The sequence below is a fragment of the Sphingobacterium corticis genome, assembly GCF_042684745.1.
In the GTDB taxonomy this organism is placed as follows: domain Bacteria; phylum Bacteroidota; class Bacteroidia; order Sphingobacteriales; family Sphingobacteriaceae; genus Sphingobacterium; species Sphingobacterium corticis.
Genome location: NZ_JBHUMA010000006.1, coordinates 388,857 through 405,509 on the forward strand (window position 1 = coordinate 388,857; position 16,653 = coordinate 405,509).

The 16,653-nt window shown below is 42.5% G+C and carries 12 protein-coding genes; 8 read left to right on the forward strand and 4 right to left on the reverse strand.

Translation table 11 applies throughout. The annotated features are described in order from the left end of the window. Window positions 1-18: 18 nt before the first annotated feature. A complete protein-coding gene (locus ACFSQ3_RS07775; RefSeq protein WP_380868974.1) occupies window positions 19-2,175 on the forward strand; it encodes a glycoside hydrolase family 97 protein in 2,157 nt (718 codons plus the stop codon). A gap of 90 nt (window positions 2,176-2,265) precedes the next feature. Beyond that, complete coding sequence (locus ACFSQ3_RS07780) at window positions 2,266-2,736, forward strand: hypothetical protein (protein ID WP_380868975.1); 471 nt, start codon at window positions 2,266-2,268, stop codon at window positions 2,734-2,736. 2 nt (window positions 2,737-2,738) lie between these two features. On the opposite strand, the gene ACFSQ3_RS07785 is transcribed toward ACFSQ3_RS07780, so the two are convergent. Next, window positions 2,739-3,167 carry an EamA family transporter gene (locus ACFSQ3_RS07785; RefSeq protein WP_380868976.1) on the reverse strand — a complete coding sequence of 143 codons (429 nt, stop codon included), beginning with the start codon at window positions 3,165-3,167 and terminating at the stop codon, window positions 2,739-2,741. Between the two features lie 53 nt (window positions 3,168-3,220). Then, the gene (locus tag ACFSQ3_RS07790) at window positions 3,221-4,639 is read right to left on the reverse strand and encodes an SDR family oxidoreductase (protein WP_380868977.1); all 1,419 of its coding nucleotides are present in this window, start codon (window positions 4,637-4,639) and stop codon (window positions 3,221-3,223) included. 393 nt (window positions 4,640-5,032) lie between these two features. Between ACFSQ3_RS07790 and ACFSQ3_RS07795 the strand changes: the two genes are divergently transcribed. Beyond that, the gene (locus tag ACFSQ3_RS07795; protein ID WP_380868978.1) at window positions 5,033-5,770 is read left to right on the forward strand and encodes a porin family protein; all 738 of its coding nucleotides are present in this window, start codon (window positions 5,033-5,035) and stop codon (window positions 5,768-5,770) included. A 46-nt stretch (window positions 5,771-5,816) separates the two neighbouring features. Next, on the forward strand, window positions 5,817-7,004 hold the full coding sequence (locus ACFSQ3_RS07800; protein ID WP_380868979.1) for a S41 family peptidase: 1,188 nt from the start codon (window positions 5,817-5,819) through the stop codon (window positions 7,002-7,004). 84 nt (window positions 7,005-7,088) lie between these two features. Here ACFSQ3_RS07800 and clpB read toward each other — a convergent pair whose 3' ends face one another. Continuing rightward, the gene (gene clpB, locus ACFSQ3_RS07805; RefSeq protein WP_380868980.1) at window positions 7,089-9,698 is read right to left on the reverse strand and encodes an ATP-dependent chaperone ClpB; all 2,610 of its coding nucleotides are present in this window, start codon (window positions 9,696-9,698) and stop codon (window positions 7,089-7,091) included. A 246-nt stretch (window positions 9,699-9,944) separates the two neighbouring features. Between clpB and ACFSQ3_RS07810 the strand changes: the two genes are divergently transcribed. Genes ACFSQ3_RS07810 through ACFSQ3_RS07825 form a run of 4 tightly spaced genes read left to right on the forward strand, consistent with a single transcriptional unit; the run spans window position 9,945 to window position 16,091 of the window. Further along, the gene (locus ACFSQ3_RS07810) at window positions 9,945-10,583 is read left to right on the forward strand and encodes a TetR/AcrR family transcriptional regulator (RefSeq protein ID WP_380868981.1); all 639 of its coding nucleotides are present in this window, start codon (window positions 9,945-9,947) and stop codon (window positions 10,581-10,583) included. Window positions 10,584-10,595: 12 nt separating this feature from the next. Next, window positions 10,596-11,945, forward strand: coding sequence for a TolC family protein (locus ACFSQ3_RS07815; protein ID WP_380868982.1), 1,350 nt, complete (start codon window positions 10,596-10,598; stop codon window positions 11,943-11,945). A 9-nt stretch (window positions 11,946-11,954) separates the two neighbouring features. After that, complete coding sequence (locus ACFSQ3_RS07820) at window positions 11,955-13,016, forward strand: efflux RND transporter periplasmic adaptor subunit (RefSeq protein WP_380868983.1); 1,062 nt, start codon at window positions 11,955-11,957, stop codon at window positions 13,014-13,016. A gap of 24 nt (window positions 13,017-13,040) precedes the next feature. Beyond that, window positions 13,041-16,091, forward strand: a complete 3,051-nt coding sequence (locus ACFSQ3_RS07825; protein ID WP_380868984.1) for an efflux RND transporter permease subunit — start codon at window positions 13,041-13,043, stop codon at window positions 16,089-16,091. Between the two features lie 22 nt (window positions 16,092-16,113). Here ACFSQ3_RS07825 and ACFSQ3_RS07830 read toward each other — a convergent pair whose 3' ends face one another. Then, window positions 16,114-16,632, reverse strand: coding sequence for a hypothetical protein (locus tag ACFSQ3_RS07830; RefSeq protein WP_380868985.1), 519 nt, complete (start codon window positions 16,630-16,632; stop codon window positions 16,114-16,116). Window positions 16,633-16,653 lie beyond the last annotated feature (21 nt).

Genomic DNA, 16,653 nt, shown 5'->3' on the forward strand with positions numbered 1-16,653 from the left:
TGATCTAAATTTAAATCTATGAGGATAAACCTATTTCTTTTCGCTTGCCTTTTTTGGTTTTCAAGCGTGCATGCACAGGAACTTCAGTCGCCTAATGGACAGCTAAAAATGACTTTTAAACTTGCTGATGGTGGTATTCCGACGTATAAATTGGATTACAAAAATCAACAAGTTATCAAATCCAGCGCATTGGGTTTGGAGCTGAAAGGAGATAACAAGGGTAAGGATTTCGCGAATTATACAGCGAACGACGGCGCTTCGAGTAGTTCCTTATTCGATCATTTTACCATTTCAAATACAGAAACATCTACATTCGACGAAACATGGAAGCCGGTTTGGGGCGAAGTGAATCAAATTCGTAATCATTATAACGAGTTGGCGGTTACCCTACAGCAGGAGCAAACAAATCGTCAGTTGACCATTCGGTTTCGTTTGTTTGATGATGGCTTAGGTTTTAGGTATGAGTTTCCTGCGCAAAGGGATTTAGCTTATTTCGTTATCAAGGAAGAGCGTACGCAATTTGCGATGAGCGGCGATCACACCGCGTGGTGGATTCCGGGCGATTACGATACGCAAGAGTACGATTATACCGAATCCAAATTATCGGATATTCGCGAAGTTATGACTAAAGCCGTAACAGCCAATATTTCGCAAAAATCTTTTTCGCCAACAGCTGTACAAACAGCGTTGATGATGAAAACGGATGAAGGCTTATATATCAATCTGCACGAAGCAGCGCTCATCAATTATGCGTGTATGCATTTGGATTTGGACGATAAGAATTTTGTGTTCAATTCTTGGTTGACGCCCGATGCAGTAGGAGATAAGGGACATATGCAGTCGCCGGGAAAATCACCTTGGAGAACCATTATGGTATCCGATGATGCGCGTGAAATCTTAGCTTCGAAAATGACATTGAATCTTAATGATCCTTCGAAAATCGAAGATACATCCTGGATTAAGCCAACCAAATATGTAGGTGTTTGGTGGGAAATGATTACCGGAAAAAGCACTTGGGCATACACTGACGCGGTAAGCAGTGTGCAGTTAGGTCAAACGGATTATACCAAATTGCAACCAAACGGAAAACACGGTGCGAATACAGCGAATGTGAAACGCTATATCGATTTCGCTGCAAAGCATGGTTTTGATGCCGTGTTGGTGGAAGGTTGGAACGTAGGATGGGAAGATTGGTTTGGCAATTCGAAAGATTACGTATTTGATTTCGTGACGCCATATCCGGATTTCGATGTGAAAGGTATTCAAGCGTACGCCAAATCAAAAAATGTCAAGATGATGATGCATCACGAAACATCCTCATCCGTTCGTAATTATGAGCGTCATTTGGATACTGCGTATCGTTTCATGAAAGAACATGGTTACGACGCGGTGAAAAGTGGTTACGTGGGGGATATTCTTCCGCGCGGCGAAAATCATTACAGTCAATGGATCGTGAATCATTTTCAATATGCCTTAGAAAAAGCGGCGGAATACAAAATTATGTTGAATGCTCACGAATCTGTGCGTCCGACAGGAATTACGCGAACTTACCCCAACTTGATCGGAAATGAATCCGCTCGTGGTACGGAATACCAAGCTTTTGGTGGAAACAAGCCTAATCATGTAACCGTTCTTCCTTTTACGCGTTTGGTTGGAGGACCGATGGATTACACGCCGGGTATTTTCGAAATGGATGTTTCTAAAATCAATCCGGAAAATACTTCACATGTTAACAGCACGCTAGCAAATCAATTGGCATTATATGTAACCATGTACAGTCCGTTGCAGATGGCGGCAGATTTGCCTGAGCACTACGAAAAGTTCTCGGACGCGTTTCAGTTTATCAAAGACGTGGCGATCGATTGGGACGAAAGTCATTATCTGGAAGCGGAACCTGGAGCTTACGTGACGGTTGCACGCAAAGCGAAAGGTAAGAATGAGTGGTTTATAGGAAGTGTTGCCGGAGAAAATGGTCATACGTCCGAGTTGAAATTAGATTTTTTAGAAAAAGGTAAAAAATACATAGCTAAGATCTATGCGGACTTAGCGGACGCGCATTACAAAACGAATCCGCAAGCATACACGATAAAAGAAGTAGAAGTGAAGCTAAATAGCAAACTGAAATTGAAAAGTGCACCAGCTGGTGGATATGCGATTCAAATTCGCGAAAAATAATCGACGTTTAAGTTGAACTAAAATCTTTCGGAGTGGGCGGGATGTAATATCTTTGCCCACTTTGTTTTTATTATTTATCGGATCATTTTTATGGACGCAAACTTTCGAGAAAAACTAATAGCGCATTGCAGTAAATTGATTCAGGAAAAGCTGGATCAAATTCAACTTTCTATGGATTTGGCTCAAGATTCTTTGGTGAATGACACAAAAAGTAGTGCGGGCGATAAATACGAAACTTCCCGAGAAATGATTCAGCAAGATTTGGATCGCCTGCAGAAGCAGTTGAGCGAAGCGAAACGTGATCAACAAACTTTACAATCCATCATTGATCTTCCAGCATATTCAGACAAGGAAGCAAAGCATGCCCGGTTGGGAAGCTTAGTAACTACGGAAGTAGGCGTTTACTTTTTAGGAGTTGGCTTGGGAAAAGTAGTTTGCGAAGGACAAACGATTTTTGCCATCTCACTACAATCTCCGATTGGTAAATTGATTTTGGGTAAACAACAAGGCGAATCATTTTCGTTCCAGCAAGGTACGCAAACGATAAAAGCTTTGGTGTAGGATTATTCTGAATTTTCTGATAGCGCAATGAGTACCGCGCCAGCAACCATCGCGCCCGCGCCAACGATCAACTGCCAAGTGATTTTTTCTTTAAGAAAAAGAACCGATAACGTGATAGCAATAACCAAGGAAGTCCGCTCAATGGTGACCACATAAGATGCTTTTCCTATAGAGAGCGCTTTGTAGGAAAAGAGTGTAGATAGAGCGGTACATACGCCAGCACTTAGTAGGAAAATCCACGAATTTTTATCAATATTTTTCCATGCGAACGCGTTGCCTTGGTAGGTTACGACCGACCAAGTAATGATAAGGATTAAAATGGCTTGTATCGCAAATGCCAAACTGGAATCGACATTCTTTAATCCGGCTTTCGTTAAAACAATCACCAGCGCGGCAGAAACGGCGGCAAGCAATGCCCAAATGATCCACATAATTATCTAATTTAATTCCTGATTTCTTCTGAAATATAGCGGCCTTTGCTCCATCATTTCGCGATGTTTTTAATCATACCGTTAAAAATGAAATGATGGAAGGGTAGCATTGCAAACCAGTACAACCTTCCGGCTAATCCGTGCGGACGAAATGTTGCTGTTTGTTCCAATTCATTCTTCTCATTAATCTTAAATTCCAACCAAGCTTCGCCCGGCAAACGCATTTCCGCATACAACAACAAGCGCTTTTCAGCTTTGCTCGAAAATAGCACGCGCCAAAAATCCAGCACATCGCCGGCGGAAGTTTCCGCAGCATTTCTTCGACCTCGACGCAAACCCACGCCGCCGAATAATCGATCTAAAAATCCACGAAATTGCCAAAGCCATGTGCCGTAATACCAACCATTTCTACCTCCAATAGCAAAAATGCGCCCTAATGTTTGATCGGGATTTTGAAGCGACAAAACCTTTTTGTCGGTCAATACACCATAGGTAGGTACTTCCAAATAGCTCGATAATCGCTTGATCGCTCGCCGCGTTCCAGCATCTTTCCATGTTGACAAAACTAAGTTTTGTTCCATCTTGCCAAAGGCTAATTTTATGGCTTCTGGATAAGAAATAAGTTCAATGTCTAGCCGATTTGCCCAATTGTTTTCCTTTGGAATAACATCAACACGCATACTATCTACTAGATGTCTGGCCAAGTGGTATGAGGTTGACGTAATCAGGTATAGCCAATACGAAGATAGCTTCGGCGTAAGCACAGGGACAACGATGATTTTTCTGGAAAGATTTCGTGCTTTTGCAAAGCCTTCGAGCATCTGTTTATACGTCAGGAGATTTGGTCCGTAAATGTCAATATGTTGATCATATAAATCTTCTTGTTGCAAAACACCCACTAAGAACTGGATAACATTGCGAATCGCAATTGGTTGGCACCTAGTCTTTAGCCACTTCGGTGCAACCATAACAGGTAGTTTTTCTACTAGATCACGAATAATTTCGAATGAAGCACTGCCGGATCCAATAATGATTCCGGCACGTAGCGCAGTCACCGGAACCGTGCCTCCACGGAGCACATCTTCCACCATTTTGCGACTCGCCAAGTGATTGCTGAGCTCTTTGCTATTCACAATGCCTCCCAAATAAATGATTTGCTTTGCAGAGGTACGCCCTATAGCGGCTGCAAAGTTTTCTGCCGAATAACGTTCGGTTTCGCTAAAACTTTGCCCCGAAGTTACCATCGAATGTACCAGGTAATAAGCCACATCGATGTCGGTTGGTAGGTCTTGCAAGGTAGAAGCATCAGTTAAGTCGCCTTCGTAGATTGACAGATTTGCATTGTCGGAAACACTAAGTTGCAAACGATCTGGATCGCGCACCAAGCAAACGACATGATGTCCTGCTTCTAAAAGCGGCGGAAGTAATCGCTTACCAATGTAACCGCTGGCACCGGATAATAGTATTTTCATCTTATGATAACACACGGAATTTCATTTTGTTAAGGAAGAAATACCAGAGATTGAGAAACACATTATTGCTTTCTATGTTGAATAAGAAAAAAGTATTATGAAAAAGAAAGATCAAAAAGACCCGTGCTGGTCGGGTTACGAAAAGGATGGGACGAAGAAAAAGAATGGAAAGACTGTTCCGAATTGTGTTAAAAAAAGTAGTAAAAGCAGTAATTAACCAAAATTTATGCTTTGAATTTATGATTCTGCCAAATTTAAGGAGGAAATGTTGCTATTTTCTCCTTTTTTATTTTAAATTTGCTCCCGAAGTGAAATTTGTGAGCGCTCAATTAACCAAATTTTCTTTCAACTAACATTATCTATTAATCTTTTCTTTAATTTATCTAATGTACTATGTACAAAAAACTTTTGCTTTTAATATGCGGTGCATCCTTGGTCGGATCGTTAGAATCGCAGGCTCAACAACGCTTGGAAATTGGTCTTTCAGGAGGCTACACGCATAACACCTTATCTGCGGACGTTGGCTACCGAAGTTTTACCAAATACCAACCTTCCGCTGGTTTTCAGGTGTCGGTACCAGTGCAGTATCACTTGAACGATTGGTTTGGTATACAACTCGACCTGTCTTATATCCAAAAAAATTATGCATTGAAAAGAACTGGCTTTTTTGAAGGCGTAAATAGTGAAATCACCAATAACTTTATCCAAGCGCCATTGATGGCTCATTTTTCGTTCGGTACCGAAAAAATTCGTGGATTCCTGAATCTCGGAGGATACGTTGGGTATTGGACAAGTAGTCGGTTCCAATCGACAGTGCCAAACCCTTTTTCACCTGACAAAGAGTTGGACGATAACGACCAAATTTACAACTACAATGATCTAGTTGATTATTATTCGCATAGCGGGAAAGTAGAATTTGATAGCCGTCGCGACCGGAGAGTAGAGCTAGGTTTAGTTTCTGGAGTGGGGGCTGAGTACCGTATCGACGAACGATTCAAGGTGTTTGCGGAGGCACGTTACTATTACAGTGCCACTGATTTGCAGAAAGATTACATGATTAATCAAACACCGCGATACAACAATACTATAGGTTTGCAGGCAGGCGTTTTTTACGCTTTATGGAGTAAATAAGCTGCGAACAATCGACTATACTATTTACCAATTTTTACATACAACAATGAAGAAAAATATATTTCACTTTTTATCCGTAGGTGCTTTATTTGTTTTGATCACATCTACATTGGGGGCTTGCCGCAAAGAAGCACCAGATTTAGAACGCCCTGAAGATTATTTAGGAGGTAACTTTGAGGAAGTGTTTGAGTCATTTTGGAATGGGATGAATAATAATTACGTATTCTGGGATCAAGACACCACGGATTGGGATCGTGTGTATAGACACTACAAGCCGTTATTTGCAGAGATGAACTTAAACGACACAGCAGATATTCGGAAAAGTTATACCTATTTCAAAGAGATGACGCAGGGTCTTTCTGATGGCCATTATACGTTGCAATTCAATTCGGCACTTTTGGCAGATTCTGGAGCGATACAGCCATCAGCTGCAAGGAACTCTAAACGCGAAAATGCAAGACAGCATATTCCTTTAGAATATTTTTATAGCGGTATTCCGACTCTATATTTAGATTCTGGTTACAAAAAAACAGGTATTCTCGACCCTGGATTTCGCACTATCACGGCAGTTACTGGAACGATTGAGCAAGATATTGCTTACCTCAGTTTCAATTCATTTAACCTAAAATCAAGCTATACAAATGAAGCTTTTAAGTCTGTTTTGGATGATTTCTTTAATCGCGTAAAAGCAGATGTTCCACCTCGTGGCGTTATCATTGACCTTCGAGGCAATGGTGGAGGTGCATTGGCCGATTTGGATTTTCTGTTAGGAGGGTTTATTACCGAACCTTTGCATTTTGGCTACACCAAATCAAAAATGGATAACAACCGATTGGATTATTCGCAATGGATACCAGCTAAAATTAATCCCACAAAAGACAGTAAAAAAGTGGATATCCCATTTGTGGTTATTGTCGATCAACATTCGGTAAGTATGTCCGAAATCACTGCAACAGCCGTTCAAGCTTTTCCAAAAGGTGGTGTGGTTGGTGAGCGTACATGGGGAGGTCAAGGACCTTTAATTGCGAATTTTGTTTACAATGGAGGGCAATATCGTACTAGTTTTATGAATCTTGTCTATACTTCATCTATGCAGTTTGTTCCCTTAGATAAGGTAAGTCGTGAAGGTTTTGGATTTACTCCGAACCGTGAGGTAAATGTCACTTTCGAAGAGTTAGCGAGTAGAAATGATACGCAACTTGCTGCCGCTGTAGAGATGGTTAAGAGTAAGTAAGGTTTTTTTTGTGTACCTGTTGAAATGAAAGAAGGGATTGAATCGGCTGATTCAATCCCTTCTTTCATTTTGTGGCTGTATTTATCAAACGACATCAGCGGCGTCCTTCTCTACAAAAACAAATTGACCCTCAAATGTATCTATTTTTATGATCGAATCTTTTTTGATTTTATCCGCTAAGATTTCCTTCGATAATTCGTTTAAAATGCGTTTTTGAATAACGCGTTTCAACGGCCTTGCTCCATATACCGGATCGTAGCCTAATTGCGCTAACCAATCCATGGCTTCTTCCGTTGCCTCAATGAAGATATTTTGCTCGGCTAATTGTTTTTGCACATGTGCAAATTGCATGCGAACGATATCGCCAATTTCATCGCGACTAAGCGGTGTAAACATGATGATCTCATCGATACGATTCAAAAATTCCGGACGGATCGTTTGTTGCAATAACGCGAAAACCTCATCTTTCGTTTTTGCTACCACGTTTTCCTTGTTCTCATCGGTCAGCGTTGAAAAATTTTGCTGAATAATATGTGAACCCGTATTGGATGTCATGATGATGATCGTATTCTTAAAATTTACCACACGTCCTTTGTTGTCTGTCAAATGTCCATCGTCTAGCACCTGCAACAGGATGTTGAAGGTGTCTGGATGCGCTTTTTCGATCTCATCCAATAGCACGACCGAATACGGACGACGACGTACTGCTTCCGTTAATTGTCCGCCTTCGTCATAACCCACGTATCCCGGAGGGGCTCCAATTAAACGCGATACAGAATGACGTTCTTGGTATTCCGACATGTCAATACGGATCATAGCTTGTTCATCATCGAACAAAAATTCTGCTAAAGATTTTGCCAACTCGGTTTTTCCGACTCCAGTCGTTCCTAAGAAAATAAATGAACCGATCGGGCGTTTTGCATCGCTTAATCCAGCACGAGAACGACGGATCGCATCGGAAATAGCTCCAATCGCTTCTTGCTGTCCGGCGACGCGCTTGTGCAATTCTTCTTCCAAGTTCAACAGCTTTTCGCGTTCGGATTGAATCATGCGGCTGACTGGGATTCCTGTCCAGCGCGACACCACATCGGCAATATCTTCCGAGGTCACTTCTTCTTTCAACATGCGGCTATTTTGCTGCGTTTCTGCCAGCTCCGCTTTCAATTTTTCTGCATTATCCTGTGCTTCTTTAATTTTGCCGTAGCGTAATTCCGCCACACGACCGTAATCTCCAGCACGTTCAGCTTGCTGCGCTTCCAGTTTAAAATCCTCAATATTTTGGATTTCCTGATTGACACGATCGACCAAATCTTTTTCCGATTGCCAAGCTGCTTTTAAAGAATCTCGTTCGCTCGATAAATTCGCGATGGAAGCGGACAGCTCATCCACTTTACGTGTGTCGTTTTCGCGCTTGATTGCTTCGCGCTCAATTTCCAGTTGCATAATCCGACGATTTAATTCGTCCACCACTTCTGGAACGGAATCCATTTCCAATCTTAGTTTTGATGCGGCTTCATCGATCAAATCGATCGCCTTATCAGGTAAAAAACGGTCGGTAATGTAGCGTTGCGAAAGCTCAACAGCCGCAATGATGGATTCGTCCAAAATGCGTACTTTGTGGTGCGTTTCATAACGTTCTTTCAACCCACGTAGGATAGAAATCGCATCTTGCGTATCGGGCTCATCTACCATCACTTTCTGGAAGCGACGTTCGAGCGCTTTGTCTTTTTCGAAATATTTTTGAAACTCGTTCAGCGTTGTTGCGCCGATTGCGCGCAATTCTCCGCGCGCTAGTGCAGGTTTTAGGATGTTGGCCGCATCCATAGCGCCTTCGCCGCCACCAGCGCCTACCAACGTATGAATCTCATCAATGAATAAAATGATTTCGCCATCGCTATCGGAAACTTCCTTGACAACGGCTTTTAAACGCTCCTCAAACTCGCCTTTGTATTTTGCTCCCGCGATTAAAGCTCCCATATCTAAAGAGAAAACCGTTTTCGACTTTAGATTTTCTGGCGTGTCGCCTTTGATGATTCGGTGAGCAATTCCTTCCGCAATCGCAGTTTTACCGACACCGGGTTCACCTACTAAAATTGGATTGTTCTTAGTTCTTCGGGACAAAATCTGCATCACGCGTCGAATTTCTTCATCGCGTCCGATTACGGGATCAAGCTTGCCGGATTCGGCATATTCGTTCAGGTTTCGAGCATATTTCGCTAATGCGTTGAAAGTGGCTTCGGCGTTTTGGTCGGTCACGCGATTACTTCCGCGAAGTTCCTTGATCGCCGTTTTAAGATCTTTCTCCGTAATCCCTTGATCTTTTAATAACGAAGCAGCTTTATCGCCAGCATGTAAAATTGCAAGTAGAAGATGTTCGACGGAAATAAACTCATCGCCGAACTCTTTTAAATAGGATTGTGCTTTTTGCAGTACGCTGTTCGTGCTATTGCTCAAGTACACATTGCTACCCGAAACTTTCGGTAAAGCGGCAATAATCTGATCGATTTCTCCATTAACGTAGTTAATATTTACTTGTAATTTCTTTAGTAAATGGCTCACTACGTGCTCATCGGAACTGATTAATCCTTTTAATATATGTATGGGTTCAATAGCTTGTTGCTGATTTCCAGCAACTATTTCCGAAGCCTTTTGTATGGCTTCTTGCGCTTTAATCGTGTAATTATTGAAGTTCATATTGTATCTGATTATTTTCTATGAGCTCGCAAGCTCGGTTTACTTTTCAAGCAGGTAACAAATGGAATGCCGAGCGGTTTTTTGTTTGATAACCATGACGTTATGTCGTTTATTACGATGTTTGTGTGACAAAAAATCCGGTTTCAATCAAAATTGATCTAGTTTGATCCACTTACATCGTCATGTTTCGGTCATGCTATAAAATGAATTTGTTTACTTAACACTGTTAAGTATATTTGCATCGTTATGAGTAAGCAAGAACAAAAGCGACGATATAAAGAGGATTTTCGGAGTAGAATCTTAAATGCAGCAAAGAAGTTATTTGTGGAAGAAGGGATAGAAGCTACTTCTATTCGGAAAATTGCAAATGCCATCTCTTTCAGTCCGACCACCATTTACCTATACTATAAAGACAAAAGCGATATTGTTTATGCCTTGCATTTGGAAGGCTTTTCGCTGTTGCGCCAGCAGATGCAGGTTTTAATGCATGTTGAACATCCTTTTGAGCGACTTAAAGCTATTGGTAAAGCATATTTATCCTTTGCAGTTAGTGAGCCAGGTTATTATGAATTGCTATTTATGAAAAAAGAGCCGATGCAATTTTTGGATGATAATTGTGTGGAAAGCGAATGGGAAGAAGGTGATCGTGTTTTTGAAATGCTGCAGGAAACAATAAAATCTTGTCAGGAGCAGGGATATTTCAAAAACATGGATACGAGTACACTTTCGCTCCAAGCTTGGAGCACGGCGCATGGCATCGCCTCACTTTTTATATCGGGGCATCTCAAAAAAATGAACAACCTTATTTTTTCTGCAGCAGAAGAATCGGTGTTTTTGGAAAGCACCTTTCAGTTGTACGTGAATATGTTAGAAAGAATTAAATAAACACTGTTAACTATGCGGAACCTATTAAAGACTTTCCTAATTGCATGGTGCGTAATTGCACCGCTTTGGTTGCAAGCGCAAAATGTATTGGATGATTACATCGCATTTGGTCGAAAGCATAATCTCACGATTGTAGAGAAAAGCCTTTCCTTGGAAAAAGCGATGACCAATTTGGAAATGGCGCGAAGCATGTATTTGCCGAGCTTAACTTTCGATGCAACATACACGACTGCAAATGGTGGTCGTATGATTGAATTGCCAGTTGGCAACTTGTTGAATCCGGTTTACCAAACCCTAAATCAGCTCACGCAATCTCAATCATTCCCACAAATAGAAAACGAGCGTATCAACTTTCTACCGCGGAATTACTATGATGCGCGTTTTCGCGCCGGAATGCCGATTCTGAATACGGATATCAAGCACAATAAGCGTGTAAACGAACAAATGGTGCGCATGCGTGAACATGAAGTGGAGATTTATGAGCGGGAGTTGGTGCGCGATATTAAGGTAGCGTATTATAATTATTGTAGTGCAGAAGATGGGGTAAAAGTGTATGAAAACGCGTTGAATCTGGCGCAAGAAGGAAAGCGCGTAAATGAGCGAATGGTCGACGCTGGAAACGGACTTCATGCGTACGTCGTTCGCGCGAACGCGGAAATAGCTCAAGCGGAAGCCAAATTGGTGGAAGCACAGCAGCAAGTTTCTAATGCAAAATACTATTTCAATATGCTGCTGAATCGCGAAGCGGAAGAGATTATTCAGCGACAAACGACAAACGCCAGCGATCTAGGACAGCAATCCTCGGGTTTACAAATCGATAGTAGAGAGGAGTTGGAAGCATTGGGCAATCAGATCAATATGCAGGAAACGTTGGTTAAAATGAATAAGCAGGTTTTTGTTCCAAAATTGAATGCCTTTGTGGATTTAGGTTCTCAAGCGGAAAATATGCGTTTCAATCGTAATTCTCAGTACGTGATGATTGGTGCGCAATTATCGATGCCAATTTTCGAAGGCGGAAGGAATAAGTTGAAGATCAAAGAAAGTCAGCTTGCCGTCGCGGAAGGTAAGCAACAGAAACTGCGCGTTCAACAGCAGTTGGAAACCTCGGCGCGAATAGCAAACAACGATGTGACTTCCTCCATTAAGAATTACCAAAACGCCAAACAACAATTGGAAGCTGCCGCAACTTATCAGCGATTAATCCAACGTGGTTTTAACGAAGGCGTTAATACATATATAGAAACCATCGATGCCCGATCTCAATTAACCAATGCGCAGCTTGCGGAAAATTTGGCTCTTTATAAATGGCTTATCGCATCTGCAAAACTGGAAAGAGAGACAGCAAGTTATATTTTAGACTAATCCATAGCTATGAACATTTTACAGACAACTTTTAGCGTGTTAAGCGCAGCGATATTATTTTCTTGTGGTCACGCGAAGCGCGAATCGGCAATCCCGATGGAAGATACCATACCGGTAACATTATTGTCGTTGGAGCAAAATAGTAGTGAGCAAATGATTGAAGCGACGGGCGTATTTACGACCGACGACGAAACGGTCCTTGGATTTAAAAATGGCGGGGTCATTCAGCAAATTTATGTGAAAGAAGGGGATGCCATTCGTAAAGGTCAGCGGTTGGCTTCTGTTCAAGCGACGGAAATTGACTCTAAAGCCGGACAAGCGAGTGTGGCGTTGGAAAAGGCGGAGCGCGATTTTCGTCGCGCGGAGCGATTATACAAAGATAGCGTAGCCACGTTAGAGCAAATGCAAAACGCCCGTTCGGCTTGGGAGTTGGCGCGTCGCGATGTGGATGCGGTGCGATACAACCAAGATCAATTGCATATTATTTCTCCGGTTTCCGGATTCGTGTTAGCGAAATTAGCGAATCAAGGACAAGTTGTTGGTCCGGGAACGCCGGTATTGCAAGTAAATGGCGCAGGTTCGCATGGCTGGAAACTGAAGGTTGGCGTAAGCGATAGCCAATGGTCGAAGATCAATAAAGGCGATCGTGCGGAGATTGAAACGGATGCGCTTTCGGGACAAACGTTGTCAGCCGTTGTCTCTAAAAAGTCGGAAGCGATGGATCCAAATTCAGGAACATTCACTATTTATTTGGATATCGAAGATGCTAAATCAGCAAAGCTGGCGGCGGGTGTATTTGGTAAGTCTAAAATCATTACGACGAAAACGGAAAAGTCGGGCGCGGAAAGCGGTTGGCAATTGCCGTATGAAGCTTTGGTGAATGCGGATGGGAGCGAAGCGTATGTTTTTGTAACGCGCGATGGAAAAACTGCGACCAAACAAGCTATCAAATTAGGAACGATCGGCCAGCATACTGTACATGTAGAATCCGGTTTAGAGAATATTCAAGGCGTTATAGTAGCTGGTAGTCCGTATTTAACTGAAGGATCAGCCATTCGAGTCGTAAAATAAGAACCATCTCTTACCATTTCAACTATGAGTTTAATTAAATATCCCATAAAAAATTATCAGTTCACGCTGATTATGGTGGTGATGGTGATGGTTGTTGCCATCAGTACACTGCTTACGATGCCGCGCGCCGAAGATCCGGATATGAAAGCGTCAACATTTCCAGTCGTTGTGGTGTACCCCGGAACGAGTCCGAAGGATATGGAGAATTTGGTGGTAAAACCACTAGAATCACGTTTTTACGGGCTGGATGATATCAAGGTCATTAAAACAACGATCAACAATGGATTGGCGTTTATTTTCGTCGAATACGAATTCAAAACCGATTACGATAGCAAATATCAAGAACTCGTTCGTGAGTTAAATGCTGCGCGCTCTGAACTTCCGGAGAATATTTATAGCATGGATGTGCTGAAGGTTGACCCGACAAATGTGAGTGTTATCCAGGCTGCTTTGGTTTCGGAGAATGCTTCCCGAACCACGATGAAGCAGTTGGCGGATGATCTGAAAGGCGAATTGGAAAAAGTAAAAGCGCTGAAAGAAGTGGAGATTTCCGGTATGCCCGTGCAGCAGGTGCGCATCGACCTAAATATGGCTAAAATGCGCGAACAACGCATTCCGATGGATCGCGTAATCCAGATTGTGCAAAGTGAAACGCAAAATATTCCAGGCGGCAGTTTGGATGCGGGTACACGTAACTTCAGTGTAACCACAAGTGGAAGTTACCAAGATATGGAGCAGATTCGGCGTACGGTGGTTTCCAGTTCGGAAGGCCGAAATGTCTTTTTAGAAGATATCGCGGATGTATATCCGAGCTTCGGGCCGAATACGCACATCACGCGTTTGAATGGATACCAATGTGTCTTGGTAAACGCCGCACAAAAGCAGGGTGAAAACATTTCGGAAACGCAGGAAGCTTATTTGAAAGTGCTGGATACGTTTAAAGAAAAGCTACCTAGCAATGTGGATTTGGTGCTTTCGTTCGATCAAGGAGATAATGTCAATCAGCGACTGGGTGGATTGGGAATTGATTTTATTATTGCGATCACGTTGGTGTTAATTACACTTCTTCCTTTAGGAACGCGCGCGTCGTTGGTGGTTATGATTGCCATTCCACTTTCTTTGGGTTTAGGATTGATTACAATGAATATTGCCGGCTATTCGCTCAATCAATTGAGTATTGTAGGTTTCGTGGTTGCGTTGGGTTTAGTGGTGGATGACAGTATCGTTGTGGTAGAAAATATAGAGCGCTGGATGCGCGATGGGTATTCACGTTTGGATGCCGCCATTAAGGGAACAGAGCAAATCGCATTAGCGGTGGTGGGATGTACGGTTACTTTGGTGGTTGCTTTTATGCCGTTGATGTTCATGCCGGAAATGGCTGGAGAATTTATTCGCAGTATGCCGACCGCTGTGATTGCTTCGGTGATTGGTTCGATGTTAATAGCACTTTTGGTGGTGCCATTTTTAGCGAGCAAGTTGTTGAAACCGCATGAGCATGAAGGTGGGAATATCATTTTGCGCACCATGCAAAAAGGTATTCACCAAACCTATGGTAAGCTGTTAGATCACGCCTTGAAACATCCGATCATGACCACATTAGTTGCGTTAGGAATTTTCTTGGGTTCGTTGGCATTGATTCCGGTTGTTGGATTCAGTTTGTTTCCGCCGTCGGAAAAACCACAATTTACAATCAATATCACCGCTTCGCAACAAGCCAGTGTAGCGACGACGGATAGCATTACCAAACAAATTGAGAAAGAACTAAAAGCTATCAACGACGTGAAGTATTTCACGAGCAATGTTGGTAAAGGAAATCCACGCGTATATTATAACATGCAGCAAGCAACAGAGAATCCATCCTATGCGGAAATTTTTGTGCAACTGCATGATGATGTGAAATATGCGGATAAAATAGCCTTAGTAGAACAGCTTCGTAAACGTTGGTCACCGTATTTGGGTGCGAAGGTGGAAGTGCGCGATTTTGAGCAAGGTGTTCCGGTTATATCTCCGGTGGAAGTACGTCTAATGGGCGAGAACTTGGATACCTTACAACGTTTGGCAGCGTCTGTTGAGCAATTACTGAAAACTACGCTGGGAACGGAATATGTCAATAATCCAATTAAAAGCAATAAATCCGATGTGCGCGTTTCGGTATATCGCGAGAAAGCAATGGCATTTGGCATTCCGACAAGTACGATTGATCAAACCGTGCGAGTTGCATTGGCCGGTTATCCTGTCGGAACATTTTCTGATCCAAACTCAGACGACAACGATTATCAAGTGCTGGTAACCGTTCCGCGCGGATCGTATGCCGATTTGCAAACGCTGGAAGGGATTTTTGTGCAAAATATTCAAGGACAGGCGATTCCTTTGGGACAGGTAGCTACGTTGAAATTGGAATCGTCGCCATCCAGTATTTATCACCGAAATAAAGAACGGACGGTTTCTGTTAACTCCTTCGTGCGAAAAGGATTCGGCAATGATGAAGTAATTAATTCCGTGATTGAGCAGATGGATGAGTTTGATTTTCCTGCCGGATACAGCTACAGCATGGGCGGAGAAGTGGAAAGTCGGGAAGCGGCGTTCGGAGGATTCTCGACCATTATCATCATTACAGTATTCCTATTTATCGCGGTGCTGATCCTCGAGTTTAAAACATTCAAAAGTACATTAATCGTGTTGTCGGTTATTCCTTTGGGGATCGTGGGGGCGGTGCTAGCTTTGATGATAACGGGAAATACTTTGTCGTTCGTAGCGACTATTGGTATTGTGGCGCTTGCCGGAATAGAGGTGAAGAACACTATTTTGTTGGTGGATTTTACGAATCAATTGCGTCGGGAGGGCATGCCATTGAATGAAGCAATTGAAAAAGCTGGGGAAATCCGTTTCTTGCCGATTATTTTGACTTCGTTAACCGCTATTGGTGGATTGATGCCAATTGCTTGGTCGTCCAATCCATTGATATCGCCTTTAGCCATTGTAATGATTGGCGGTTTAATCAGTTCAACCTTGCTGTCGCGTGTGGTTACTCCAGTAATTTATAAGCTGATTCCTCCGGCAATTTCGGAAGACTAAAATTCGACTTGATCAAGCGATGTTAGGCTTGATCAGGTCGTTCGAAAACGACAGGAGCTTCATGTTTTTTATCCACAATAAGTATCATTGCTGGGTGGGAAATGTGAAGCTCTTTTTGCGTTATATGTACGCTGTATCTATGCTTTATGTTCCCTTCATCCACCTTTAAATCCAGCGGTTCTATCGTTGTAGAAAATTCGGTGGGTTCGATCACCACAGCGATCACAAATTGCTTGTCAAAATCGATCGGAGTTGGTGTGCCTTGCTCGCCCATCACGGCAGCCGCTCCAAAAATCTTGTCAAATTCTTCTTTCGTTTTTATGACAGCGGTTTCTGATGGTGAAGCATCGTTCTTAACAAAATAATTTTTTGCAATTGCGAACGGTACTTCCGTCAATTTTGTTTCGCTATGTTCCTTTTCAATCATGGATACCGTATCCTGATTTCCCGATTGTTTGTCGCTACTCGATTGGCAAGCGATGTTTATGGCCAATGCCGAAAAAGTAGAAAATGCGAATAGAATGAGTTTAGGTCGTTTCATAATCATTTCATGTTTATTCTA